The 21,914-nt window shown below is 67.1% G+C and carries 25 protein-coding genes; 2 read left to right on the top strand and 23 right to left on the bottom strand.

Annotated elements, in window-relative coordinates; genetic code table 11:
- Positions 1 to 239: 239 nt before the first annotated feature.
- The 13 genes from IEV83_RS03705 to IEV83_RS03760 form a co-directional block, all read right to left on the bottom strand.
- A complete protein-coding gene (locus IEV83_RS03705; RefSeq protein ID WP_181758929.1) occupies positions 240 to 917 on the bottom strand; it encodes a DUF8548 family protein in 678 nt (225 codons plus the stop codon).
- A complete protein-coding gene (locus tag IEV83_RS03710; RefSeq protein ID WP_181758928.1) occupies positions 918 to 1,538 on the bottom strand; it encodes a 7-cyano-7-deazaguanine synthase in 621 nt (206 codons plus the stop codon). It abuts the gene before it with no gap.
- A complete protein-coding gene (locus tag IEV83_RS03715) occupies positions 1,535 to 2,866 on the bottom strand; it encodes a nucleoside 2-deoxyribosyltransferase (protein WP_181758927.1) in 1,332 nt (443 codons plus the stop codon). The genes IEV83_RS03710 and IEV83_RS03715 overlap by 4 nt, the downstream gene beginning before the upstream one ends.
- Positions 2,863 to 3,246, bottom strand: a complete 384-nt coding sequence (locus tag IEV83_RS03720) for a hypothetical protein (protein ID WP_181758926.1) — start codon at positions 3,244 to 3,246, stop codon at positions 2,863 to 2,865. Before IEV83_RS03720 ends, IEV83_RS03715 begins: the two co-directional genes overlap by 4 nt.
- Before the next feature lie 153 nt (positions 3,247 to 3,399).
- Positions 3,400 to 3,915, bottom strand: coding sequence for a DUF6441 family protein (locus IEV83_RS03725; protein ID WP_244628087.1), 516 nt, complete (start codon positions 3,913 to 3,915; stop codon positions 3,400 to 3,402).
- Complete coding sequence (locus IEV83_RS20150) at positions 3,825 to 4,034, bottom strand: hypothetical protein (RefSeq protein WP_244628106.1); 210 nt, start codon at positions 4,032 to 4,034, stop codon at positions 3,825 to 3,827. The genes IEV83_RS03725 and IEV83_RS20150 overlap by 91 nt, the downstream gene beginning before the upstream one ends.
- On the bottom strand, positions 4,031 to 4,342 hold the full coding sequence (locus tag IEV83_RS03730) for a head-tail joining protein (RefSeq protein WP_181758925.1): 312 nt from the start codon (positions 4,340 to 4,342) through the stop codon (positions 4,031 to 4,033). Before IEV83_RS03730 ends, IEV83_RS20150 begins: the two co-directional genes overlap by 4 nt.
- Positions 4,342 to 4,677, bottom strand: coding sequence for a DUF2190 family protein (locus tag IEV83_RS03735; RefSeq protein WP_181758924.1), 336 nt, complete (start codon positions 4,675 to 4,677; stop codon positions 4,342 to 4,344). Before IEV83_RS03735 ends, IEV83_RS03730 begins: the two co-directional genes overlap by 1 nt.
- An 82-nt stretch (positions 4,678 to 4,759) precedes the next feature.
- Entirely contained in the window at positions 4,760 to 6,823 is a 2,064-nt protein-coding gene (locus tag IEV83_RS03740; protein ID WP_181758923.1) for a prohead protease/major capsid protein fusion protein, read from the bottom strand.
- A 13-nt stretch (positions 6,824 to 6,836) separates the two neighbouring features.
- On the bottom strand, positions 6,837 to 8,348 hold the full coding sequence (locus IEV83_RS03745; RefSeq protein WP_244628060.1) for a phage portal protein: 1,512 nt from the start codon (positions 8,346 to 8,348) through the stop codon (positions 6,837 to 6,839).
- Positions 8,348 to 8,554 (bottom strand): phage head-tail joining protein, encoded by a 207-nt coding sequence (locus IEV83_RS03750; protein ID WP_181758922.1) that lies wholly within the window; start codon positions 8,552 to 8,554, stop codon positions 8,348 to 8,350. The genes IEV83_RS03745 and IEV83_RS03750 overlap by 1 nt, the downstream gene beginning before the upstream one ends.
- Before the next feature lies 1 nt (position 8,555).
- On the bottom strand, positions 8,556 to 10,550 hold the full coding sequence (locus IEV83_RS03755) for a phage terminase large subunit family protein (RefSeq protein ID WP_181758921.1): 1,995 nt from the start codon (positions 10,548 to 10,550) through the stop codon (positions 8,556 to 8,558).
- Complete coding sequence (locus IEV83_RS03760) at positions 10,501 to 11,049, bottom strand: hypothetical protein (protein WP_244628061.1); 549 nt, start codon at positions 11,047 to 11,049, stop codon at positions 10,501 to 10,503. Before IEV83_RS03760 ends, IEV83_RS03755 begins: the two co-directional genes overlap by 50 nt.
- Before the next feature lie 120 nt (positions 11,050 to 11,169).
- On the opposite strand from IEV83_RS03760, the gene IEV83_RS03765 reads away from it, so the two are divergent.
- The gene (locus tag IEV83_RS03765) at positions 11,170 to 11,442 is read left to right on the top strand and encodes a hypothetical protein (RefSeq protein WP_181758919.1); all 273 of its coding nucleotides are present in this window, start codon (positions 11,170 to 11,172) and stop codon (positions 11,440 to 11,442) included.
- Positions 11,443 to 11,535: 93 nt separating this feature from the next.
- Positions 11,536 to 12,123, top strand: a complete 588-nt coding sequence (locus IEV83_RS03770; protein WP_181758918.1) for a DUF3489 domain-containing protein — start codon at positions 11,536 to 11,538, stop codon at positions 12,121 to 12,123.
- 52 nt (positions 12,124 to 12,175) lie between these two features.
- Here IEV83_RS03770 and IEV83_RS03775 read toward each other — a convergent pair whose 3' ends face one another.
- From IEV83_RS03775 to IEV83_RS03820, 10 genes are all read right to left on the bottom strand, one after another.
- Positions 12,176 to 12,400, bottom strand: coding sequence for a DUF7220 family protein (locus IEV83_RS03775; protein ID WP_181758917.1), 225 nt, complete (start codon positions 12,398 to 12,400; stop codon positions 12,176 to 12,178).
- The gene (locus IEV83_RS03780) at positions 12,397 to 13,380 is read right to left on the bottom strand and encodes a DNA cytosine methyltransferase (protein WP_181758916.1); all 984 of its coding nucleotides are present in this window, start codon (positions 13,378 to 13,380) and stop codon (positions 12,397 to 12,399) included. Before IEV83_RS03780 ends, IEV83_RS03775 begins: the two co-directional genes overlap by 4 nt.
- Entirely contained in the window at positions 13,380 to 14,699 is a 1,320-nt protein-coding gene (locus IEV83_RS03785; RefSeq protein ID WP_181758915.1) for a site-specific DNA-methyltransferase, read from the bottom strand. The genes IEV83_RS03780 and IEV83_RS03785 overlap by 1 nt, the downstream gene beginning before the upstream one ends.
- A 416-nt stretch (positions 14,700 to 15,115) precedes the next feature.
- Entirely contained in the window at positions 15,116 to 15,562 is a 447-nt protein-coding gene (locus IEV83_RS03790) for a DUF6362 family protein (RefSeq protein WP_181758914.1), read from the bottom strand.
- Positions 15,555 to 15,755 (bottom strand): hypothetical protein, encoded by a 201-nt coding sequence (locus tag IEV83_RS03795; protein WP_244628062.1) that lies wholly within the window; start codon positions 15,753 to 15,755, stop codon positions 15,555 to 15,557. The genes IEV83_RS03790 and IEV83_RS03795 overlap by 8 nt, the downstream gene beginning before the upstream one ends.
- A complete protein-coding gene (locus IEV83_RS03800; protein WP_181758913.1) occupies positions 15,752 to 16,273 on the bottom strand; it encodes a crossover junction endodeoxyribonuclease RuvC in 522 nt (173 codons plus the stop codon). Before IEV83_RS03800 ends, IEV83_RS03795 begins: the two co-directional genes overlap by 4 nt.
- Positions 16,274 to 16,629: 356 nt before the next feature.
- On the bottom strand, positions 16,630 to 18,996 hold the full coding sequence (locus IEV83_RS03805) for an AAA family ATPase (protein WP_181758912.1): 2,367 nt from the start codon (positions 18,994 to 18,996) through the stop codon (positions 16,630 to 16,632).
- Positions 18,993 to 19,751: a PD-(D/E)XK nuclease family protein gene (locus IEV83_RS03810; protein ID WP_181758911.1), complete on the bottom strand. Its 759-nt coding sequence runs from the start codon at positions 19,749 to 19,751 to the stop codon at positions 18,993 to 18,995. Before IEV83_RS03810 ends, IEV83_RS03805 begins: the two co-directional genes overlap by 4 nt.
- Positions 19,751 to 19,951, bottom strand: coding sequence for a DUF6511 domain-containing protein (locus tag IEV83_RS03815; protein WP_181758910.1), 201 nt, complete (start codon positions 19,949 to 19,951; stop codon positions 19,751 to 19,753). The genes IEV83_RS03810 and IEV83_RS03815 overlap by 1 nt, the downstream gene beginning before the upstream one ends.
- 263 nt (positions 19,952 to 20,214) lie before the next feature.
- A complete protein-coding gene (locus IEV83_RS03820) occupies positions 20,215 to 21,903 on the bottom strand; it encodes a DEAD/DEAH box helicase (RefSeq protein WP_181758909.1) in 1,689 nt (562 codons plus the stop codon).
- Between the last annotated feature and the right edge of the window lie 11 nt (positions 21,904 to 21,914).

The following is a 21,914-nucleotide window of genomic DNA, read 5'->3' on the forward strand; positions in this document are numbered from 1 at the left end:
GGACCACAACGTGAACGGCGCTAGCCTATGAACGGGTACATTCAGGGGAGCAGGTCACAGGCCATCGGCCGGCACACGCTCGGGCAGCATGTCGCCGCGCAGCGCGGTGGCGGGCAGCGCCGAGAGCCGCGCGTGCAGCGCGGCGAGGATGGTTTCACGAGGGGTGGGCAATTGGAATTCCGGAGGTTGAGGGGCGGCTTGACCCAACAACACGCTTAGCTAGGCGCAGACACCATGCGTTACTGCATGAACTCAAGTGATAGTTGTCGAGCGGTTTGTTCTGACTGATAGCGCCAGATACTCGCATCGAATTCACGTCGAGAGACGGATAACAAGTCTGCCGCAAAGCTAAACACTTCGCGGAGATAATCGTAGCTGTCGTCTTCCAATCCCGCGAGTTCGGCAAAGCCCCGGATGTGGCGATCTACAGCGATGCAATCCACCCCCACCAGGCAGGCCATGTAGTCAACGGTTTTTGGGCCGACACCTCTGACTCGCCGGATGTCCATCCGAAAGCTCTTGTCGCGTAGCGCTCTGCTCAGCTCGGATGTACTGTCAATTTCCGCCTCGGCCATGAAGCCGACCAGATTGTCAAAGCGTGACACCTTCTCCCGATGCTCCCATTGCAGGAACTTTGGGCTTCCCTCTTGCTCGATCACCGGGACCAAGTTGCTCATGGTTGTGGCGTTCGGGAAGGTTCTAAGAATAGTGGCAATGCGGGGCTTCACAACTTTCGCGTAGTTCAGCCCGGCTTGTAGGACCGAGTCAGCAAGTACCGCGCCCATGTGCTGATAGACCGGCCTGCAAGAGACGCGCGGTCCCAGAACACCGGTCCGAACAGCATGGTCGGCAACGCGCCGGGCGGCATGCAGAGCGTCTGAACTGTTCCGGTTTTCCGCCACTTCTATTCTTTCCATCTACGCAATGCCAGCTTCCACCAAGGCATTCAGCCTCTCTACGCAGTTGGCGCAGGCCCCGCAAGGAAAGGAACTTGACGCCTGACAAGAGAAGGTGCGGCCGATAGGGACCCCGAGGTCCAGCGCTTGTCGGACGACGTCGACCTTGGCTTTCTCGCGGAAGGGCGCATGGAAGCGTACGGCGCCGACACCACGTGAGAGCTCTTCGAGGCCGTTCATGAACTCGGTGCTGCAGTCTATTTCCTTGGCATGATTGCTGTTGATGAAGCCCGAATACACGTCGAGGATCCGAAGCGTCTGGGCGCGAGCTGCGGCCACAGCGACGAACAGCATCGTCCGGTACGGGAGGTACAGGTCATCATCTGAGACGGCTTCTTTCCAGAGGTCCGCTTCCACGATCATCCGTGATGGCGAGCCCTTGAAGACGTCCGAGATATTCAGCCGTTCTGGCGGCATCGCCTCCTGCGGGAGGACTTCCTGCACTTTCGCCCATTCTGTCTCAACACAGTGTTGGCCGTAATCGAAGAAGATGGGATGAACTTCTGTCCCTTCGTTGACCAGCAGATAGCAGACCGTTGTCGAATCGAGTCCGCCAGAGACCATGACGACAGCCTTCTTCATGAACGCGTCGCCCTTAGTCTCGAAATAACTTCGAAGAGGCCGTTTAGGCAGCTATCGAGCTTGTCCGAATAGACCGCGCTACCCGCCATCACCATGGTGTTGGTATTCTCTTTGAGCGGATCGAAGGTGATCACGGGCTTCTTCAGGGCAAGAGCCAGGCCAATTTCAACGAGTGTGCCTGGATCGCGCTCCAGCGGCAGTGCAAAAACAAGATCACACTCCTCGAGAAGGCCCAAATCACCCAGATATGCGGCTCGCATTTCATGCATCGAGCTTTGCGGTGTTAGCTCTCCGTTCTCTTGTACCGGGCGGCGAACCCGAAAATTATGATAGGTGAGCGCCCGAAGTGCTTCTTCGAGGTGCGTGCGGTCGACGTAGGAAAAATCGGGAGCGGCGAAGTAGATCTGAAAGTCCGGCCGTGCATGCCAAGGCAGAAATGTTCCGCCCAAGCCGCGCATTTGCTCGACGGAGAGCGCAAGGCTGCGCTGGACATCTCTTTTGAAGTCGTCCGGGTAGGTCGTCTGGGAATAGCATGTTGCAGCGCGCGCTGCCCTCCATCCGGCATCAAAGACGGCGCCATCCAGCATGGACACGAAAACCGCTGAATACACGTCACCGACACCGACCGAGTTGACGGTTTCGCCGAGGAGCGCCGGAATCTCGTCGAATTGGTCACCTCGCAGATCAAACACACGGCTGCCGCCGCGATTCTCCTTCAGAAGAATGGCTTGCGGCGACAGATCGCGCAGATCAGCCAGCAGGCTGGACATATCCTCCGACGCTTTCTCCAGGAACATTGGAGAGGATGTGGAAGTCACTACGGCGGCAGTGTTTCCCTTGAACGATGAGAGCGATTGAAGGTCCGGGAGATCATAAGCGATATCGAAGCTTGCCTGAACATCCTCGGCAAGTAGGGATCTCAGGACCGTGAGATCGTACTTTCCAGGGAAAATCAGACATGTTTTGAAGGTCTTTAGTGCCTCAACTTCACCGCGGTATTCGACAGACTTTTCGTCCCTCAGGATGTCTTGATAGGCTTGGTCTGCGAGTTCGGTCGGATCGCCAATCGCCATGACGTTGGGCGCGCCCTTGACCTCTGCCAGCCAGATGAATTCGCTGCATCCCAAGCGTTCGAGGTAAGTTCGCGCCTGATCGACCAGATAGCCGGGGCATACCGCGGCCACGGAAAAGTTCGCGTCTATTGCCCACAGCCCCCGGGCCGCGTGAACGATGCCGCCGAGCCGTAGCTTACTTTCAGCGGCTGCCTTTGGCAGGGTGAAATCTACGTATACCTCGCCGACCAGCAGAAGGTCTTGCCTAGGGTTCATGGCGTGCGCGGCGCAAAGTCCACGTTGACCGATGCAACTGGAGTCGATGCCGAGGAGTTGACGCGCCCCTCATAGGTGAAGCCCGCGGCCATGCAGTCCGCGAGATAGTTGAAGCTGGTTGGCAGCGCCCCCACGGTCTGGCCGCTCGGGTCGACGGCGAACAACCGGCCACGCTGCTCGATGGTTAGCGCAGTGTTGGCCGGAGGAACGCCGCCGCTCGCGGTGAAGTAGTCACACTGTTCAACCTCTTCGAGGGCACAGGAGAATGCCCGGGCGCAGCGATCTTCCCCACTTGCGCCGCCACCCCCGGCTCCCTCACCACCGTCTTTCGGACGCGAGCCAGGGTAGTCCGAGAAGCTTCCAGAGCCAGTGCTACCCATATCATCCCTCAAATCAGCATCTTGTGTTCCTGGGATGGTCTTTCAGTTGATCTGGTGTTGCAAGCCATAAATGTAGACTTCGACGAGCGTGAAGAAAAAGCCACGAAAGTTGGCGAACGCAACGAGCAAGGATTCGGCCCATTTTCGCTGGCTTTATCCCAACCGCCCCTCCACCCAATTCGCCACGATCAGCCCGGACACACTGTCTTGCGCCCGCTCGGCATCCCGGGCGAGGTTCAGCCGCTTCGGCAGCTTCACCTGTGGCACCAGCAGGAAGATCGGTGCGGTGACCTGGTTGCGGCCGGTCTTCGCACGCGATGCCACCGCCTGGCCGCGCGTGTTGATCCGGGCGCGGTCGGCGACAAGCAGGCTCGGACCTCTCCGGCGATAAACGAAGCGCAGGCGCAGCCCGCGGCGGCGTTCCCATTCGCCAGGGGTGAGCTTGGCGCCTCGGAGACCACGACCGGCCGCCTCGGTCGGTATTGCGAGCCAGAATCCGTCCTTCGAGCGGATCAGCGGGCCGGTGTCATGGGCGCCGACGATGACCGGCGCCTTCGACCATACCAGCGCCGCCGCGTTCAGGCTCTCTCCCGCCTTCGGGTAGGTCTGGCTCCGGATCGAGTTGGCGAGCCGCCGGCCGAGCCCGCGCCGGTGATCTGGCCGCGCCAGGCGGTCTTGAGCCCTGTCCCGGCCTCGCGCATGGCGGCGGAGACCGCCTTCTCGCCCGCCTTCACCTCGGCGGCCATGGCGGCGACGAGGTCGGGCGTGATGTCGAGCTTCAGCTTCATGCCGGGCGCAGGTCCACGGTCCAGACCAGCCGTTCGCGGTCGCGGACAGGCTCGCCCTGGATGAGAAAGGCCTCGCCGTCGATCTCGATGCGATCGCCGGGCCGCGGGTTCGCCACCTCGGCGAGGCGCAGATCCAGCCGGGTGGTTTCCGACCAGATGCGCGCCTCGCCGAAGCTGCTGATGTCGTCCGGCCGGCGCAGGATCGCGCGAACCAGCGATGGCGCACCGCCGTCGGCGGTGTAGACCACATCGCGCGCCAGATGCGCGTCCGCGAAGAGCGCGTCGAGGGCGGCGGCGAAGGCGGTCATCAGAAGCTGCCGTTCAGGCGCACTCGGCCGATGGTGTCGCCCGCCCCGCCCGCCACCGCCTCTACGGCCACGCCGATGAGGGTGTTGTCGGTCGCGACCGTGGTGCAGCGCTTGTTGCTGTCGTCCCAATAGACCCTCGCGCCGACGGTCCAGGCCTGCGAGCCGATCTTGGTGAGGTCGAAGACGCCGGTGAGCGCGGCCTCGACCGTGGCGCCGCTGGCGGCATCGCCGGCGGCCACGCCGAAGATGGCGCCGACGAGCAGGCCGTCGCCGGAGGTCACGGCGTAGGGTGCGGTCAGGGTGAGCGTGTTGCCGGGCTGGACGTAGTTCTTCATCGCGGGGTCCTCTTGGATACGACGACGGGCGGCGCGAAGGCCGCCCGTGCGTCAGGGATCAGGGTTCAGGGGATGGCCCGGATTACGCGCCGGGGTTCTTGTAGAGGCCGCGCCAGTCGATGGCCTTGGCGCCGAAGTCGAGGCGGCACTTGATCTCGACGCCGTCGACGTCGAAGCCGTTGCGCGTCTCGATATAGGCGCCCTGCTGGCCCTCGAGATAGGCGTACTCGATGGTGTCGATCTGGTTCGGGCTCGCCGCCAGGTACCAGGCCGTCTCGCTCGCCGCATCGAGCCGGGGCTCGGCGATGGGTGAGAGCGTGCGGATCGACTGCGGGACGACGTTGCCGCTCTGGGCGGGCACGAGGTTCTGGGCGACCAACTGCTCGGCCTTGAGCTCCAGCGCCGCCGGCACGATCAGGAAGGCGGGGCGGATGTTCAGCACGGTCTTCTTGTCGAGGCCGGTCTGCTTGCGCATCGCCGCGCGTGCCAAGCCGACGCTGTCCACACCGAGCGCCGCGCCGCTGCCGGCGAGGTTCTTGTGGGTCGCGTGGAACAGCGCCGTGCCGTCGGCCATCGCGGGGTTCGACGTCACGATGTCCCAGACCACGTCCGACTCCAGCTGGGCGATGGAGTTGCCGTACATCGCCGGGATGCGCGTGAAGGCGTCGAGGTCGTCGTTGATCAGCACCTGTCGGGTGATCGCGACGACGCGGCCGTAGGTCTCGATGCGGTAGCTCTCCTTGCTCTCGCCGAGCGTGCCGCGCTTGAACTCGCCGCTTTCGCCGACCTTCAGGAGCTGCGGCGCCTCGCCCAGCTGGACGCGGTGCATCGCCTTGAAGTCGGTCGCCAGCACCTGCCGGCAGAAGAGCGGGAAGGTCCGCGGATAGGCCTCGTAGGCCTGCCGCAGCGTCTTGTTGGTGACGGCGGCGAGGATCTCGGGGAAGTCCGAGGTCGAGTGCAGCGCGCGCGTCGCCACCTCGTCGCGCGACAGGCCGCGCGTGCTGGCGCCTGCCGTTTCGAGGCTTTCGCGGGCGAGTTCCATCAGCGTCATGCCGCGGTACTCCCGGGCGGATTCCTCCAGCGGGAACAGCGTCGGGCTGTAGCGGTGCAGGAGCGCGTTCGAGATCGCCTCGCGCCGGGTGACCGTGGCGTCGCGCCCGCCGAGCGGGATCGAGACATGCGGGAAGGTCCGGGTCTCGTCGGCCTTGGCCGCGACCTGGTCGAGGATCAGCCGGCGCGCCTCGTCGATGGAGACGCCGCGCTTGATGAGGTCGTCCGCGAAGCCTCGCTCGAGCTGGAGTTTGTCGGCGAGACCATGGATCGTGGAGACGCGCTCGCGTTCCTGCGCGCGGGCCTCGCTGACCAGCGCATCGGTGTCGACGCCGCGGCTGCGGTCCTCGGGTGTCGGCTCGGACGCGGGTTTCGTGGCCGTGGGCTTGGTGTCGGCTGCGCGGGTCTGCGTTTCGGCAGCGCCGATCGTGTTGTCGGTCATGGTGGTCTCCTCGGGCGCTGCCGTGGTTTTGCTCTGCTCGGCCGTCTCGGCCGTAGTCTCGGTCCTGTCGGTCATCGGGGATGCTCCTTGCTCGGTGGTGGCGTCCCGGCGGTGGAGGACGCAGTCGTGATGTTCGCCCTTGGCGCGGAAGCCGGCGGCGGGATCGGCGCCCACGGGCACGGCGGAGATCTCGAACGGCGTCCAGTCGACCGCCCGCCAGAGCTCTCGCTGGCCGTCAGGTTTCGAGATCTCGAAGCGGTGGACCTGGTAGCCGATGGAGACCGCGCGGATGTGCCCGGCCTCGATGTCGCGCCAGATGTCGCCCACCGCGTCGCGCTCGGAGAGCCGAATGCGGGCGATGCCCTGACCGTTTTCGATCCGTGCCGAGCCCGGCACGACCGAGCCGATCACCGCATCGAGATCGTGCGCCTCGTGCACCTTCAGGAACGGCGCGCCCGCGTTCAGCCGCTCGAGCCGCACATGCTCGGGCGCCATGCTGAGTTCCTCGTCATGCGGCTCGCCGAAGAGCGCGGCGCGCCGCACCCGGGCGCCGGTCGACCAGATCACCTCGACGCTGCGGGTCTCGGGGTCGATGCTGTTCGGCGCAAGCTCCGCCGCCCGGCGGAACGCCGGCAGTTCGATCGTCTGCTCCATGAATGGATCCTCGTCAGACCGCGTCCGTTTCCGGATCGTCCGGATCGGTCGCGGGGTCGGCCGGCGCATTTGCTTGCGCACTGCCGGTCTTGGTGACCCGGCGCGGGTCGCTGTCGAGCACGAGGCCCAGCTCATCGAGCTTGGCATTCGTGGCCGCGATCTCGGCCAGCACAGCGTTTGGGTTGCGGCCTTGCCGGGCGATGGCCTCGGCGAGCGTCATGGTGCCGGAACGGATGGCGAGCAGGTCGGCCATCGCGTCCTTCTGCGGATCGACCGCCTCGAACTTCGGCGGTGACCATTCCACCGGCACGTCCGGCGTCGGGATGCGCCCCGCCGCCCATGCGGCCTCCGTGAACCAGCGCCAGACCGGCGCGCAGAACATCGGGATGAACAGCTGCCATTGCACCGCATCGATCATGCGCCGGAACTCGACGAGCCCCGCGCGGATCGAGGAGTAGTTCACCTGGCTGAGGTCCCCCGTCAGCAGCTCGTAGGGCACCCGGAACCCGGCCGAGATCGTGTGCAGGCTCGCGCGCTTGTATTCGCCATAGCCGCCGGTGGCGGCGGGCTGGTTGAACCGGATGTCCTTGCCGCCGCGGGCATAGGCGATGAGGCCCGGCTCGAACTGCTCGACCCGGTTGCCGTCAGCGTCGACCACCGCGGGCGCGATGCCCTGCTGCGCTTCCTCGTCGCCGAAGACGATGGCGGTGACGCAGGCCTCGGTCTTCTTGCGGACGATCTCGGCCACCTCGTAGTCGTCGAGATCGCGCAGGGCCCGGATCACCGGCGCGCCCCAGGGCACGCCGCGCGCCTGCGTGCGCTGCTTTTCGTAGACATGGGCGATCTCTGTCGCCGGCACCGCCCGGCTGGTGAGACCGCCGGTCAGACTGAGCGTCGCGTCGCCCGGATGCGCGCCGAAGAGCCAGTAGGCCCGCCGCCGCCCGAGCGCGTCGAACTCGATGCCCTGCACTGCCTGGCCCGCGCCGAGCGCGCCGTTGCGGGTGGCGTCGAGGAAGTCGGCCTCGAGCAGTTGCAGCTGGACGGGCGGCATGACGCCGTCGCCGGGGCGTCGGGGGCGGCGGCGCACCAGCACCTCGCCGGCCTCGACCATCTCGCGGCAGGCGAGCGTCTGCAGCCCGTAGAAGTCGAGCTGGCCGTCGGCGTCGCAGCCACGCGCCCAGATCTCGAAGAGACGGTCCACCTCGCGGTCGAGGGCGGCGTCGCCACTCGCGGCGCGGGGCATGATGCCCGCGCCGACGATGTTGTTCACCAACACAGACACGGCCTTGGCCGCATGCGGGTTGTTCCGGACCAGGTCTCGCATCCGGTCGCGCAGCAGCGCACCGGCCCGGCCGATCTCGGCGTCGGCGGAGGAGCCCGGCGCGTGCCAGCCATCCGTGCGCCGTCCCCGCGCCGCGCCCTCGTAGGAGCGGGCGAGCCCCTCGAAGGCCTGCCGCGCCAGCACGCGGCGCGTGGCCGTGCGCGGGGCGACGCTCGCGATGGCCCTGTCGAGCCAGGAGACCATCAGCGATCCCCGCGCGAGAAGCCGGCGAAGCCCGCTGTGGGCCGCGCCTTGGTCCCGGCGATCTGGCGCTCGATGGTGCGGATGCGCCCGAGCAGGTCCTCGGCCGAGCCGTAGTCCACGGTCTTGCCGTCATAGCTCACCCGCGACGTCCCGCTCGCATAGGCGCGCCGGAGCGCTGCGAGCTCCGCTTCCGTCCAGTCGGCCATGTCAGAACCATCCTTCCCGCCGCCCGAGCCAGTCGGAGCGGCGCTTGCCCTGCGGGCTTACATCAGGCCGCCCGATCATGCCGGCGGGGCTGTCCATGCCGCTCGGGACACCGAGCTGCGCCTCAAGATCGGCCCACGTCGCTTCGGGCCAGCGATCCGCGCCCGCGATCCAGGCGGCGGCGCGGGCGTAGACCCGGCAGTCCAGCGCCTCGTTGCGTTCGCGGATCTTCTGCCATTCGAGCTTCGCGAAGCCGCGGCGGTTGCGGACGGTCACCAGCTGCTCCGCCGTCAGCTGCCGGATCCACTCGGTGTCGGCCCAGCCCGGCAGATGCACCGTGCCAGGCGGGAACTCCGCGCCGGCTTCCAGTTCCTCGGGCGTCGGTCGCGCCAGCCGCAGGAAGCGGTAGGTCTCGGCCTTGAAGGTCGAGGTCGCCACGGTCCAGAGCCGCGCGCCGCGCCGCAGGCGTTTGCCGCCCGCGGTCGCGTCGACGAAGGTCGGCCCCGAGACCGGGCTCGCCCGGTTGAAGCCTTCGAGGCCCTTCACCGGCGCTACCTGCGCAAAGCCGACCGAGCGCGCCCAGCCATAGACCGCGGCCGTCTCGTAGCCCGTGTCGATGGCCAGCCGCGCGAGGCCGAGTTCCGCACCGCCGGCATGCCGCCAGCTGCGGCCCAGCAGATCCGTCAACGCGTCCCAGCACTCGGGATGCGCAGGGCCGCCTTCGATCACCACGTGATCGACGAGCCAGCTTTCCAGCCCGCGGCCCCAGGCCCAGACATCGACTTCGATCCGATCCTTCTGCACATCGGCGCCGGCGGTCAGGAACAGACCCTTGTCCGGGACCGTGCCGGCGTGCCAGTCCTCGCGCCGCTCCGCGATCCGCTGCCAGTCGGGCGCATCGCCGGTCTCGATCCAGGTCTCGCCGAGCACCGTGTTGCGAAACACCCGCTCGGCCTCGTCCGAGCCCGCCGCCGTTTCCTTGTCGCGCGCGATGTCGGCCCAGCTCTTCCACCCCGGCGGCGAATAGAGCGCCGAGAGATGAAACCCCACCGTCCGCGCATCGCGGGCCTCGGCGGTCGCCCGCCATTCGCCAGCGGCCAGCATCGCCGGCTTGTCGTGTTCTTCGATGGGCTCGTCGCAGGCATCGCAGTGATACGCCGCCGTCTCCGGTTTGCCCTTTTCCCAGCGCAGCCGCTCGAAGCGCAACCACTGCATCGCGCCGCAATGCGGGCACGGCACGAAGAAGCGCCGCTGATCGCTCGCCTCGTATTCCCGCTCGATCCGGCTCACGCCGCGGATCGTCGGCGTCGAGACCAGGAACACCTTGCGCCGGTGCGCGAAGGTTAGCGACCGCGCCTCGGCGAGGCCCACCGGGTCGCCTTCCTCGTCGGCCGAGGCGGGATAGGCGTCGACCTCGTCGAGGAAGACGTAGCGGGCAGGCATCGAGCGCAGGCCCACCGCCGAGTTCGCGCCGGTCATCACCAGCACGCCACCCGGGAAATCCTTCGACAGCTGCGTGTTGCCGCTGTCGCGCGCCCGCGCCGGGCGGACGCGTTCCTTCAGCGCCGGGCTCTCCTCGATCAGCGGGTCGATCCGCTGGCGCGAGTTCCGCTTGGCCAGTTCCACCGTCGGCTGGACCGCGAGCATCGGGCCCGGTGCGTGATGGATCACGAAGCCGATCCAGTTGTTGCCGGCCTCCGTCGCGCCGACCTGCGCGGCCTTCATGAACACGACCCGCTGCGTCGGATCGCCGGGCGAGAGCGCGTCCATGATCGCGCGCATGTAGGGCGTGCGCTCTGTTCGGTAGCGGCCGGGCTCGGCGCTCGCGCGCGAGCTCAGCCAGCGATGCGTGTCCGACCATTCCGAGACGGTCAGCCAGGGATCGGGCGTGAGGCCGCGGCCCCAGGCCCGGAGCAGCGCCTCCGCGCCGTCGAACTGCGTGACCTCGTCAGAGAGCAATCCGGGGCTGGGCGAGTTCCTCGAGATGGGCGCGGACATGGGCCTCCAGAACCTTCTGCATGGCCGCCGTCTCCGTTCCCAACTCCGCCGCCATCAGCGCAGCCACCCGCGCCGGCCAGTTCACCCACGCGTCGCGTTCCTCGCGCGCGAGCCGGAAGACCAGCGCCGTGGCGCGGTCGCGATCGACGAGCTCGCCCTTCAGCTTGGCGAGCCGGATGCGCCGCTCCTGCGCCTTCAGCACCTCATGCGCCGTCTTCGCCTGCAGGAAGGTCGTGCCGCCGCCAGTAGCCGGAGCTGCGAGACCCTGTTCCTTGAGCGTGTCGCCGACCGCCGAGACGGCCGCCTCGGGCACGGGTTTCAGCTTCGGCGACGCCGGCTTCCTGGTCTTCGACGGATCCGTCGTCTCGGCTCGCCGCTTGTCGGACGCCGCGGCGTCTATGCTGCCATCCTCGTGCAGGACGAGCCGGCCGGCGGCCTTCGCCTTCTGGATCGCGCCGCGCGACAGCCCGACATGGGCGGCGTACTGGCGCTCGCTCATGCCCTGCATTGCCAGCCCCGATTATCATTCAAAGTCAGCTGCTTATCGAGTTGATAAGCCTCGCGGACAGAGCGAACGTCCGATCACAAGGACGATGCAACTCACCATGGAGCCACCACGATGACCACGCGCCTCAACCCGATCACCACCCCGCGCTTTGAGGCCCGCGCCGAGAAGGCGCGCCGGAACAAGGAAGCCGCACTCGGCGCCTTCATCGGCAAGAAGGCCGAGATCGACGAGATGCTCGCCCGGCTGCAGGCGCTCAGCGACGACCACTTCAACACCCACCCCGACGAAGTGAACTGGGGCCATGTCGGCACCCTCGAACACTACGCCAGCCTGCTGAAGCGCATCACCGACAGCGCCTTCGGCGAGGGCGAACACGCCCGCTGATCTCCGGCACTGCCGGAACTCCTGCCGCGCCCTGCGCGGCTCGGGGTCGTAGAAGGCGCCGCATGACGCGGGCCTCGAACACGGATACCCCAGATGACCAAGCTTTCCGACACCCAGCTCGTGATCCTCAGCGCGGCTGCTCAGCGCGAGGACCGCAACGTCCTGCCGCTCCCCGGCTCGCTCCGCGGTGGCGCCGCCGCCAAGGTTGTCGGCGCGCTGCTGAAGCGCGGGCTGATCGCCGAGACCGCGACCGACAGCCGGGCCAAGGCCGACGCCGCCCTCAACCGCATCTGGCGAAACGACGAAGACGGCAACGCTATACTCCTGCATATCACCGACGCGGGCCTCGCCGCCATCGGCGTCGAGCCGGAGAGCCCCGATCCCGCGCCCAAGGGCGCCGACGATGCTCCGAATGCGAAGCCTCCGCAGAACGCTCCGGCCGCGGCCGACCCCGCGCCCAAGGCGCGCACAACGCGCACGGGCACCAAGCAGGCCAAGCTGATCGACATGCTCCGCGCCGAGGGTGGCGCGACCATCGACGAGATCGTCGCGGAAACGGGATGGCAGCCGCACACCGTCAGAGGTGCCATGTCAGGCGCGCTGAAGAAGAAGCTGGGCCTGACGATCACCTCCGAGAAGGTCGAGGGGCGTGACCGGGCCTACATGATCGCAGAGGACTAACGGCGCAACACCACACTCCCGATGCCGCTGCCCAACGCTGGGCGGCGGTCCTTCATTCCACGCTCCGCATCCGGATCGCCTCGAACAGCCGCCTTAGCAAGTAGCCACGCGCCAGCGAGACGCCGACGAAGGCGAGGCCGATGCTCAGATGCTCCGCGAGACCCGTTTCTATCCCGAACCATGGGAACACGACGATCTGCGTGGCGATGGCCAAAACGTAGCCGACGACAACGTTTGCCGCGGCCTCGACCAACGACATGGTCCGGCTCTGCTTCATCGCAGGCTCTCCAGAAACGCCGTCACGAACTCCGCCGCGAGCGGCGGCACAATTGCATTGCCGTAGCCCCGCAGGAACCCCATGCGGCCGGATATCCCATCAGCCAGCGGGAATGTTCCGGGTTCAACGGGCCGCCAGCGGCCATCCCGGCAGAGGAGCCAGTCCGGATCTCGCCAGACGCCGTCCGTCGCATTGGTCCAGGCGGGGTCGGCGCCTTCGACCAGTCCACCAGCTTCACCGTCCTGCGGCTCGCATCCGTGTTGCCGGCCGCGTTGTACGCTGCCGTCGCGGGCGAGCCTGCCATCGCCGTCGGCCAGCCCGCCAGCCAGACCTGCCGACCGAGCAGCGCATTGATCGGCACCGCCCGGCATTCCGATCCGTCCTTGTGATCCCGCGCCGAGGCCGTCGCCCAGCCCGCTACTATCGAGGGCGACTGCGCCAAAGAACAGGCGCTGACGGATGTGCGGCGCGCCGATGCCCGCAGCCGGCAGATCGGCCGCCGCGACGGCGTAAGATGCGGCTTCCAGGTCAGCCGCCAGAGCGTCGAACCACGCCCAGCCAGCTGGATCCTCAGCCGCTGTTCGAGCCGCGCCGCCAACCGGTCCGAGCACTGCCGCGCTGGCCACCTGCTCGCCGAATACGAACTCCGGCCGGCAGGCCGCGACGAGCCGCAGGAATGCCGGAGCGAGATGGCGGTCATCGTCCTGTCCCTTGCGCTGCCCGGCCTGGCTGAAGGGTTGGCAGGGCGGCGAGCCGGTCCAAACCGGCAGGCTCTCGGCCACGCCAGCGAGGCCCAGTGCATAGGGCCAGCCGCCGATCCCGGCGAAGAAATGGCATTGCGCGAAACCGCGCAGGTCCGCGGGTTCCACGTCGAGGATGGAACGCTCGTCCACATCGCCGGCCGGCAGCAGCCCGGCCGCGATCAGTTCCCGCAGCCATGCACAGGCCGCGGGGTCGGCATCGTTGTAGTAGACGGCCATCAGGCGGCATCGGCCCTGTCGCCCAGCCGCTCGGCCTTCACCTCGGCGAAGGCCCGGCTGTCGCCGTCGAGGATCGCGTCGCGCTCGGTCTCGGCCTGCCAGCGCTCGACGGCGACGTCGACATAGGCCGGGCTGATCTCCATCGCGAAGACGCGGCGGCCGTTGGCCTCGCCTGCCATGATCTGCGACCCGGAACCACAGAAGGGTTCGTAGCAGAGCCCGCCGCGGGCGACGTGCTGGCGCATCGGAATCCCGAAGGCGTCGAGCGGCTTCGGCGTCGGGTGGTCGGGGCGGTCGTCCTTAGCGAAGCTGGGCATCTCCCAAGTGGACGGCAGCGTCTGCTCGGCCACCTTCGGCGGGCGGTTCGAGCGGCGCCAGCCCATGAAACAGGGCTCGTGCTTCCAGAGGTAATGGGACCGGGTCAGAACCCCGCGGTCCTTCACCCAGATGATCTGCTGATGGACGAAGGCGCCGGCCTTCTCCCAGCAGGTCTCGAGCATCGCCTGCCGGCGAGAGGCGTGCCAGCAGTACCAGGCTGCGTCCTCCGTGATCGCCTCGGCGACCGCCGCGGCGATGAAGCCGTCGTAGAGCTCCGCGCCCTGCGAACTGTCGTCCCAGGTCGTGCCGTAGGACGCCGACCAGTCCTTGTTCCGGGTCGGGTGGTTCGAGCCGTCGTAATCGACCAGATACGGCGGGTCGGTCGCGAACAGCACCGCCCGCTCGCCGTTCATCAGGCGGCGCACGTCGTCGTGGCTGGTCGAGTCCCCGCAGAGCAGCCGGTGGTCGCCGAGAATCCACAGGTCGCCCGTCCGCGTTGCCGGGTTGCGCGGCGGCTCCGGGATGGTCACCGGAGGCACGGAGCCCCCGGCGCCACCTTCTTCTTCACCGCCCCCGTCCGGATCGAAGGCCAGCAGCTTGTCCAGTTCGCCGTCGGAGAAGCCGACCAGCGAGAGGTCGTAGTCGTCAACGAGCAGGTCCTGCAACTCGGCCGAGAGCATAGCCTCGTCCCAGCTGCCGAGTTCGGTCAGCTTGTTGTCCGCGATGCGGTAGGCCCGGCGCTGCTCCTCGGTCAGGTGGCCCAGCACGATCACCGGCGCTTCGGTCAGCCCGAGCTGCGTCGCCGCGAGCACGCGCCCATGGCCCGCGATCAGCTCGCCGTCCTCGCCGACGAGGCACGGCACGGTCCAGCCGAACTCAGCCATGCTGGCAGCGATCTTCGCGACCTGGTCGGCCCCGTGCACCTTCGCGTTCTTCGCGTAGGGCTGCAGGCGCGCAAGCGGCCAGGTCTCGATCCGCTCGGGGGCGAAGGCGAGGGTCATGCAGGTTCCTGTCGATGATCGATCGGCATTGGCAGGGTGGCCTCCGGCACAGCGGTGTCCACCGGCTTCCGGCTGGACTCCGGCATCCACCGGGTATCCACCCCACGCGGCCGGTCAGATGTTTGAGTTCACGAGGGTTTCAGGCGTCGCGGTTGGACGCTGGACTCCGGTGGCTTCCCAAAAAACCGGCCCTGTCGCTGGCGAAATGCCGAGCCAAGCCCGCCAGCATACATAGTCGCCAGGAAGGAACCATTGACTTCAATGGGTTGGCGGCATGGGCACCGGCTGGACACCGCGCGGGATCCGGGAGTCCACATGCGCCGTCCGTCCCGCGCGCGCCTCTCCCGAGTATATCCGTTTTCTAACCCTGAGCGCCCCTTCGTGAAACCCTTCCCGATGTCTCTCCGAAAATTCAGTCACAGGAGGATTTTTCTTGACAGCCGGTCGGCGTTCTCGATCACGAAACGCTTCGATCGCTTGCGCGACGGCACCCGCCCGTTGAGCCGCCAGGTGATCAGCGCGATCCCGTATTCCCAGTGGCGGTTGGCGGCGGGACGGCTCAGCCCCACCTCCCAGCAGATCGGCTTCCACGGCTTGCGGTTGGCCCTCAGCCAGACGATGCGGGCGTCGTCCTTCTCCAGCCACCGCAGCCAGAGCATCGCCTCCTCGGCCTGCGTGATCTGACGCGGACTCGGGCGCGGCCGGCGCATCCGCGGCTCCTGGCCGACTTGGTCCGCGAAGCTATGGAAGTACTCAGGCCAGGCGTTGAAGTAGCCCTGCGGCTTCACGGCCGGCATCTGCGCGAACACGTCTGCGGCGAGTTCCAGCCGGTCCTGCACCGTTCCCGTGGTCCATTCAGCCATCTCGCTCCTCCTGTTTCTTTCCGTAGAGTTTCTCCCCCAGTTGCCGCACGAGTTCCCGTTCCGGCCAGCTAAGCCGGTCGTCGTTGACCGAGACCGCCAGAACGCCCTGCTCGTGCCAACCGTCACGCTTGACCTGTTCGGGATCGCGGCGGCGCCCGCCATAGCCCGGCGGGGTGAAGCGCATGGTTCTCATGCCAGCCCTCCCTTGGTCTCGATGGCCCACATCAGGATCGCGATAGCATCGGCCTCGTTGTCGTCGGCCGGGCTAAAGCCCCGGGCACGGGCGGCGTCGATCATGGCGTGTTTCGGCGCATTGCCCTTGCCTGTGGCGTGCCGCTTGATCGTGCCGACAGGGACGCCCTCGTAAGACACGCCACGCAGTTCCGCCCATGCGGTCAGCGTGGCCATGAGGCCGCCGTAGACATGGGCTGCGTCGGTCCCGGCGTGGCGGCGCACCTCCTCGAACCAGATCGCTTCCACCGGCCCCGAGAGCCGATCGATCTCGGACAGCCAGTTGGTGAAGCGCAGATACCGCATGCCGCCCCCATCGAAACGGCCGGGCTTAAAGCAGACCGTTCCCGTGGTGATCAGCCCATCATGGCCACGCAGCGCCCAGCCGGTCGTTGTACCGAGGTCGAGGGCGAGGACGGCGCCCGTCGGCGGATTCAGGGTTGCGCCCGGCACGTCGCCGGACAGAGTTGTATCAGCCATGGGTGGTCTCCTTTTCTGGTGGCTGCTCGGGTGGAAGACGACGGCGGTTGATGCTTGGCGGTACCGGCCGCCGTCGTCGGATTGGGGTTCAGGGAAGGTCAAAGCCCACGCGCGCGGATGCTTTGCTCCGTATGGATGGGGGCCAAACCCTCAGGTTGGCCCCCATACGGAGTATGGGGGTTTCCACTCTTCTTCATCGGATCCTGACAAGTATCTGTTTTCACGTTTCTTTCTCCCGTTTTCGATGACAAAGGTGCATGACAGAGGCCTTTGTCATCGTCATCGCCAAGTTGTTGATTTCATTGGATTCATGGTAAAGGCATGAGGATGACAAAGGCCTTTGTCATATGACGAAGTCACTCATCGAGCCCCTCCGGATAGACCCAGACGGCGGGGTTCTCGACCTCTCTGGCACGCCCGGAATGAGGGCATTTGAAGTGGGTCGGCAGGACCGGTTCGCCCTCCGCCAGGACCTCCCCGGTCTCGGCATCGACCACCGGATCGCGGCCGAACCGCATGCCCTCCACGCAGAGGTAGCCGAAGTGTGATCGCGTGGCGGGGTAGCCATGTTCGGCCAGGTCGCGACGGAACTTCGCGAAGCCCTTGGTCGCCAGCACGCTCAGCCGGTCGCGGATGGTGTATTGACTGCCCAGCCCGTTCTGGTTCTCGAAGGCCGCCCCGAACTGGGTGGACGTGTAGAGCCGCCCCTCGGCCGCCTCGTCGAGCAACAGGGCAAGGATCACGTCCTGTTTCCGAACGCGCTCGGCATCGAACTTCGCGCCCTGTTCGGCCCGCACGAGCCGTTCGTTCATCGGGTTGACCTCGACCCACTCCCCCTTGACCTTGTCGACGAGCTTCGCCGGCAGCGCCGGGCCGTTCCTGAGCTCGATTTCGAGCCGGCGTTCGGATGCGTCCTCCTCCGGCCGGTGCAGGATCAGCCCGGTCGTGTAGAAGCCCCTGAGCGCGCTGGCGCCCGAGAGTGCGAGGAATGGATCTTCCTTCACCTGGTGCTTGGAGAGCTTCTTGGTGTGATGGACGAGGATCACGCCGCAGTCGGGATTGACGTGGTCGCGCAGCACCTCGACGCGGTCCTTCAGGAAGAACATCATCGCTGCGTTGTCGTTCTCGCCGCCGCCATCCGGTCCGCCGTCGAAGAGGTTGCGGATCGGGTCGATGCAGAGGATGTCGAGGGGCGCGTCCGGAAACGCAGCTCTGATTGCGGCGGCCACGCGCGTGCTGCCCTCGGCATCGAGCAGCATCTTCAGCTTCGGGGTAACGACGAGGTTGTCGCGCGCGGCGGCGATCAGGTCCGCTGGCAGGCCGATCTGCTGCATCCGCTCGCGCAGGTAGTGATACTGGATCTCGGCCTGCAGGTAGAAGATCCGCAAGGGCCGCGGCGGGGTGAAACCGAGAAAGGGCACCCCGGCGGCCATGTGCACGAGCCAGGCGATCAGCAGATCGCTCTTGCCCACCTTGGGCGCGCCGCCCAGCACGAGGAGCCCGCCCGGCGTAAGCACACGCGGGCCGATGATATCGTCGGGCATCGGGCTGGTATCGTCGAGCAGCGCGCCCAGCGTGAAGGTGGGCATCTCGTCGGGCACCGGCGCGGCGCTGTCGAGCCGAACGAGCGGCGGCCCGTGGCGTTCGACATGGCGCGCCCAGAGGCGTTCGGATTCACGCTTGAGCCGCTCCACCGGCCACTGAGGCCGCAACATGGCCGCGTTGTAGCCGCAGATCGCCTCCCAGCCCTCGCTCCTGGACAAGCGGCCCTCGTGGACCATCCGGATGAAGTACCCGATCGCGGCGGACGCGCCCTCGAAGCGCGACCAGTCGTCGGTGCCGCCCTCGCGCACCGGGGTGACCAGGACATCGTCCACCGCCGGTTTATCGGGCGTGGCGAAGTCCGGCGTCAGGTTGACGCCCGGCGCGGGTGGCATGTCGGCGACGGCCTCGGCGAACTCGTCGAGATCGCGCTCGAGGCCAGCGTTCAACTCCACGATCCGCACCAGCGTCTTGAGGCCATTCTTGTAGTAGACCGAGCCCGCCACCCGGATCGGCTGATGCGCCGAGCGGAAATGCATGTCGCCCCCGACCTTGCCGGCGATGTCGCCGCGCAACCGGCAGAGGCGCCGGATATCGTCGCCCTCGGCGGGTTCGGTGAGCTTCCACCAGACGTGGGCCTTGTGCTGTCCCTCGGGCGTGATACCGCCGCTTTCGACGACCATGGTGGGCGGGCCGAGATGGCGCTCGAGATGGGCGCGTTTGGCGGCGATGTCGCCGCTGTCGATGTCGACGACGACGGCCTGCATCTGCGCCACGTCCGCGGCCTTGGCCTGGCCGGTTTCCGCTACCGTTCCGGGAATGACGTAGACCGCGGCTCCCTCGCGCGCGGCCCAGTTGGCGAAGGTGGCCATCTTCTCGGGCGCGGTCTCGTCGGCCGCGATCCAGATGTTGTGCGGCCGCCCGTCGATCCCCTGGCCCTTGTCAATGAAGCTGCGCACCGGGATCAGCCCATCGCAGTAGCCGAACACCACCTCCATGAAAGAGGCGATCTGCGCAGGGTCCGGCTCGTCGCCGAACGGGTCGATTTGCGGTGCTGCGTCGTTGAAGTCGCGCCAGGGGTTGAAATGGACGAGGTTGGCCTCGGGATGGTCGGTCGTGCTGTCGTCGCGCATGTCGGTGTCCTCGGGTGGTTCGGGCGGGTCTTGGGGGGCATCGGTCATGCGGGAAGGCTCCAGCAGCGCTCGGTCCAAGGGCAGAAGCGGCATTCAAAGAAGTCGCGATTGGCCCCGATGCGCGGCAGCAGTTCGCCCGCGTCGGTCGCCCGCAGGATCCGCACGCCCCGGTCGGACATGCGCTGCGCGAGATCGGCGTCGAAGGGCACCAGTTCATGGTGCAGCTCGGCGGTGTCCTTGTTGATCGCGGTGAAGATCGCGGGGTTGGCCGAGATGCCCGGCACCATCGCTTCCATGTAGGCTTGGTAGAGCGCGATCTGGGCGGCGTAGACCGGCTTTGCGACGGTGACGCCCTTGGCCACCGTCTCGCGCCAGTTCTTCGCGTTCATGGTCTTGCATTCCCAGAGCGCCGGGGTGCGTAGCCCCAACGCCGCGGGGGCCTCGGCGACGATCCCGTCGACATGGCCGCGGATGCGCCCGCCAGCGACGGAGAAGCCGAACTGCCCGCCGTCACGTTTCCGGGTGACCAGATCGAGCGCCGCCGCCCGCAGCCAGCGGATGGCGAGATCCTCCAGCTCATGTCCGATCGCGAAGATCCGGAGCGAGCGGCCGGAAAAGTCCTGGCCCTCGTCCTTCGACGCGCCGGCGAACTCGAACTGCAGCGCGCGCTCGCAGGCATGGCCCAGCCGGGATGCGCCCAGATAGTCACGAGGTGGCGTCTCTGCGCGTTCGGCCTCAAGCGCGGCGTCCACGGCCGCATTGATGCGCTCGGCGATGCCGGGGCGGTGGTTGTAGTCCAGCATTAGAACGGGATCTCCGCCTTTTGGGCGATGCGGGACATCTCGGCGCCGTAGCCTTCCAGCACCTCCTCGATCAGGGCCGTGACCTCGGTCTCGGATAGGTCGCAGAGGCGCTTCTGCCAGCCAATTTCATCCATGAACCGGCCCAGCCGTTTCATCACCAGTGTGATGGCAAGACGCTCTTCATCGGTCGTTCCGATCATGGTCAGTCCTTTTCTGTGACGGGCCGCGAACCACCGCTGGCAGGACATTGAGCAGAACCAGTGGTGTTTGCGCGGGCGCGGTTTGTTTGGGTCGAAGAAGCCGAAGCCCTGCGCCGGGCGCAGGCAGACGGCGCAGTGGCGAGCCGGGCCAGAAAACGGTCCGGGGGACCGTTTTCCCGGCGAACGGCGCGGATGCCAGAGGCGATCACGGCCCTGTCGATCCGGAGCCGCTGCTGACGGGGATGGGATTTGCGCGACATGGTTCACGCCGCCCTCCGTTCCGGCCCGGCTGCCGTCTCGATCAGCTGACGGATGGCGCGCTTGTTGAAACCGAAGGTCATCAGCGCAGACGCGCGATAGCGCGTCAGGCCGAAGTCGTGCCGGCACTCAGGCGGCAGGTACTGAAGCTGCTTCTCAGTCGGCGGCTGGCGCAGCCATCCCCTCGTCTTGAAGGCGCTCTCGTCGGTCTCATGGGTGTTCAGCCAGTCGTCCGCCTGCGCGAGGCAGACAGTGCGTTCACCAACGCCTAGCAGATGCGGGCGTTCGCCCTTCGCCCCGCCGATGGCGTACCAGACCCCGTCCAGCCAGAAGATGCCGCCCCAGGCTGCGAAGCCCGTGGCCATCAGCGCATCGTCCGTGCCGTAAAGGTCGACCCACGCGAAGCTGGACCGCTTCAGCAGGTCGATCTCGGTCATCATGAAGCCCGAGAGCGGCGCGGCACCGTCGCCTTCACCGGTATCTTCGTCCTCCCGCGGGAATGCCTCGCCGCAGAGCGGACATTCGGTGGCGGCGAGCGGGATCTCCGCCTCGCAGGCCGGGCAGGTCTTCGTCGGCGCCTCTCCGGTCTCGGTCTTGCCGTCCAGATCGACGTCCTGCTCCAGCGTGCCGTGGATCAGGCTCGACGTCCCGAAATCCAGCACCACGCAGTCGGTCTTGACGATGCCGGGATGTTCTTCGGGATCGATGGTGCGCAGCCCGCGCCCGACCATCTGGATCATGGTGGACTTGTAGGAGCTGGGCCGCAGCAGCACGACGCAGGAGGTGGGCGAGTAGTCCCAGCCCTCGGTCAGCACTGCCACGTTGACGACGACGCGGATGTCGCCCGCGGCGTAGTCGGCGAGGATCGCCTTGCGGGTTTCGGCCGCCAGATCGCCGTGGATCAGCGCGGCGGAAACGCCAGCGGCCCTGAACGCCTCGGTGACATGCTCGGCGTGCGCGACGGTAGAGCAGAACACCACGGTCTGCCGGTCGCCCGCCTTTTCCTTCCAGTGCCGGATCACCTCATCGGTGACGGGGGCGCGGTCCATGATGCCCGCGACCTCCGCCATGTCGAAATCCGACATGGTCTTGCGGACCGAGCGCAGCTCGTCCAGCACGCCCACGTCGATGACGAAGGTGCGCGGCGGCACCAGATGGCCCGAGGCGATCAGCTCGCCCAGCCGCATCTGATCGGCGACATTGTCGAAGACCTCGCGCAGACCCTTCCTGTCGCCCCGGTTCGGCGTCGCCGTGACCCCGAAGATCCAGGCGTCGGGATTGGCTGCGCGCACCCGGTCGATGATGCGGCGGTAGCTGTCGGCGACGGCATGGTGCGCCTCATCCACGACGAGCAGGTCGAGGCGCGGCATGTCGGCGAGGTTCGAGGCCCGCGCCAGCGTCGGCACCATGGCGAAGGCGACCTGGCCGCCCCAAGACTTTTCCGCGGCGTCGATGACCGATGTGGCGACGCCCGGCATCACGCGCTGGAACTTGGCGCGGTTCTGCGCCGTCAGCTCGTCGCGGTGCGCCAGCACGCAGGCCTTGGCGCCGTCGCCGATCATCTTGCCGGTGACCGCCGACAGCATGATGGTCTTGCCGGCGCCAGTGGGCGCCACGCCCAGCGTGTTGCCGCGGGAAGCGAGCGCAGCCACGCTGCGCTCGACGAAGGTCTTCTGGCGGGGGCGCAGGCGCATGGCCGGTCTCC

Source organism: Stappia taiwanensis (assembly GCF_014635285.1).
Classification (GTDB): Bacteria; Pseudomonadota; Alphaproteobacteria; order Rhizobiales; family Stappiaceae; genus Stappia; species Stappia taiwanensis.